The 3,237-nt window shown below is 43.9% G+C and carries 2 protein-coding genes; both read left to right on the plus strand.

What is annotated here, in order from left to right:
* Positions 1 to 318 precede the first annotated feature (318 nt).
* Positions 319 to 1,467, plus strand: a complete 1,149-nt coding sequence (locus QZZ43_RS07790) for a glycosyltransferase (protein WP_291857663.1) — start codon at positions 319 to 321, stop codon at positions 1,465 to 1,467.
* Between the two features lie 507 nt (positions 1,468 to 1,974).
* The coding region (asnB, locus tag QZZ43_RS07795) for an asparagine synthase (glutamine-hydrolyzing) (RefSeq protein ID WP_291857665.1) at positions 1,975 to 3,237 on the plus strand (1,263 nt) is incomplete at its 3' end.

Below are 3,237 nucleotides of genomic sequence, written 5' to 3' on the forward strand. Positions count from 1 at the left end.
GTTGCTTGCGCAACGAATTTTTGCACAGAGAGACTCTTTTACTTTTATATGCCTTATATGGTTCAACCAATAGAATGACACCGATTATTGTTTTTGTGAAAAAGTGAGAAATAGAACCGCGGGCTGAAAGCCCAACCAACCTTAGCCCGGGGCACCGGCCCGGGTAACGAAGTCAAGGTCATTTTTGTCGCCCTGAAAGGGCAGGTGAAAGCTTGTAAGTGGGTAGAAAGGCAGAATAGCATGGACTCTATGCCCTGCACCCAATACCTTTCACCTCTCCCTAAAAACTATTCTCTAAATTATTACCTTTGCTATGCTATGAGTAAGGAAAAGAAAAAAATTCTGATAACATACGACTATTTTACCCCGGCATTTAAAGCAGGAGGGCCTATTCAGTCGATTACCAATATGGTTCGGTTATTGAGAACTCAATTTGAATTTTATGTTCTGGCCCGGAATGTAGATTTGGATGGAACAAAGCTGGATGTAAAGTGCGATGAGTGGCTTGATTTTGAGGATAAAGCACAGGTCTTTTATGCGTCCCATAAAAATACCGGGTTCACCGGGGTTAATCGATTATTGAAAAACCTTAACCCTGAAATTGTTTACATCAATGGTTTGTTTTCTCTTTTTGCAACTGTTTATCCATTGATTTTTAATGCAACGCATGCCAGAAAAGGCCGACGTATGATAATTGCTCCTCGTGGGATGTTTCAGGAAGGGGCGTTGGCATTGAAAGCAACTAAGAAAAAATATTTCCTGATGGTGTTGAGGCCGTTTATGACATTGGGAAATGTTGCCTGGCATGCAACCGATGAGCAGGAAATTAAGGATATTAGAAGAGAGATTGGAGAAGAGGCAGGAATTACCATTGCCGGGAATGTGCCTGCGGTTATAAAGGAAAATACGATGCCGGATTTTGAAGGTGAGGCATTAAGGTTGGTTACTATTGCACTGGTGGCACGGAAAAAAAACCATTTGGCATTGTTGGAGCTTTTAAAAGACTACAAGGGGAAAAGACAAATCATTTATGATATATACGGACCGGTGAAGGATAAGGATTATTGGCAGGAGTGTAAGCAGGTTATTGATGAAATGTCCAAAAATGTGGAAGTGAATTATATGGGAGCTGTGGAACCGGTAAGGGTAGCCGAGATACTTACAGGATATCATTGTTATGTGCTGCCTACCTTTGGAGAGAATTTTGGGCATTCGATTTATGAAGCCTTAGCCGCCGGGCTACCGGTGATGATCAGCAATAAAACACCCTGGCAGAATTTGGAAGACAAAGGTTCCGGGTGGGTTTTTGATTTGAAGGAGAAGGATGATTTTGAGAGGGTTTTTATGGAACTGCTCAATAGTACTTCTGAAGAATTAAAAAATAAAGGGGAAGCAGCAAAGCAGCTTGCAGAGAGGTATTTGTTAGATGCCGGGCTGGAAGAGAGATATGATGAATTGTTTGGTTAGAATTCTGCCACCTCTTCACGGTTTGGGGTCTGAAAATAGAGTGGTAGAATCACCGATCTGCGCTGCGGGTTCTTTGAACAGTAGGGTTAGCTACAAGACGAGTAGAAAAATAAGAGAATAGAATTGATATTCTGAAATTGTGAAAAATCTGTAACAAGATGAAAGAACAACCCCCGGAATGAATTCCGGGTGAACAATATTTGCCGTTCCTATGGAACTGTAATTGGATAGATAGTCCCGTTGGATTTGAAATCCGCAAAACGATAGAACAATGTGGATTACCGCTCAGCTCTGCTGCTTTGTCTTTCACAAAGAAATCCACATGAACGGAGGATTAGAAGGTAGTGTGGTAATTCTAAGTTTGCCAGGAATTTTACTTCAAAGTGCCCCAGGCACGACCCATTTTATGATCTGGGATTTCAATCCCGGGGCTTAGAAGATTAGAAAATAGGTAATTATATTTGAGCTTACAAATTTAGTAGCTCATCAGCTCAATACAATATAAATATGTGTGGGATTAACGGAATTATTTCCAAAGCAATAAACGATAAAGAAACCAGGGTTAAAGCCATGAATGACCGGCTTTCTCAGGGGGGGCCCGACGATGAAGGGATATGGCAGGATGGTGAGGTGGCTCTGGGGCACCGGCGGTTGTCAATTATTGACCTCTCGGAAGCGGGGCATCAGCCTATGGTATCGGCTTGTGGACGGTATGTGATGGTTTTTAACGGCGAGGTCTATAATTTCAGGGACTTAAGAGGTCGGTTTGATTATCCCTGGAAGTCGCATACCGATAGTGAGGTGGTGTTGGCAGCGTGGAGCAAAATGGGCAGCAAATGTGTGGAATTGTTCAACGGGATGTTTGCCATTGCTGTATGGGACAAGAAGGAGCAGTCCCTTTCGTTGGTGCGCGATCGGGTGGGGATTAAACCGGTTTACTGGAGTCATACCGATAAGGGCTTTTTCTTCTCATCTGAGGTTAGGGCTTTACTGGCTTCGGGGATGGTTTCCAAAAAGCTGAAGAGTGATTCGGTGGTGGATTTTTTGAGGTACCAGACTGTTCAGGCGCCTGATACCATTCTGGATGAAGTGAAAATGCTTCTCCCGGGCACTGTGTTGTGCTACCAGTTGAAGGAGAATCAAATAGCTGAGAATACTTATTGGAGCTCGTTTGAAAAGGCTGAAAAGAAGACTTCCGATAGTTATGAAGAGGCAAAGAAGCAGGTTCGCAGATTGTTTTTTGAGTCAGTGGAGCGTCGCCTGGTGGCTGATGTGCCTTTTGGTGCCTTTCTTTCAGGGGGGATTGATTCGAGTGCTGTGGTAGGTGCCATGGCAAATGTTTCGGACAACAGGATTGATACCTTTAATATTGCCTTTTCGGAGGATGATTTTTCGGAAGCTCCGTATGCCAGATATATTGCTGAATTGCACAAAACCAATCATCACGAGATTCTTCTCAAACCGGACGATTTTCTGCATTTACTTCCTGATGCTCTGTCAGCAATGGACCATCCCAGCGGCGATGGTCCTAATACCTGGGTGGTTTCAAAGATGACCAAAGAAGCGGGTATCACAATGGCGTTGTCGGGACTGGGGGGCGATGAGGTGTTTGGAGGATATGCCATCTTTAACCGGATGATGGCACTGGAAAAAAGAAAGTGGTTGTGGAAGCTACCCCAGCCACTGCGACAAATGGCGGGTAATAGTGTTGCAACCTATAAGCCGGGGGTGGCCTCTCTGAAAGTGAAACAGCTTCTTGAAATGAAGAAG

The organism is Marinilabilia sp. (assembly GCF_016278715.1).
GTDB lineage: Bacteria > Bacteroidota > Bacteroidia > Bacteroidales > Marinilabiliaceae > Marinilabilia.

Excerpts from the sequence above, each read along its gene's own strand:
- QZZ43_RS07790 (WP_291857663.1), top strand. The coding sequence starts at position 319 with ATGAGTAAGGAAAAGAAAAAAATTCTGATAACATACGACTATTTTACC.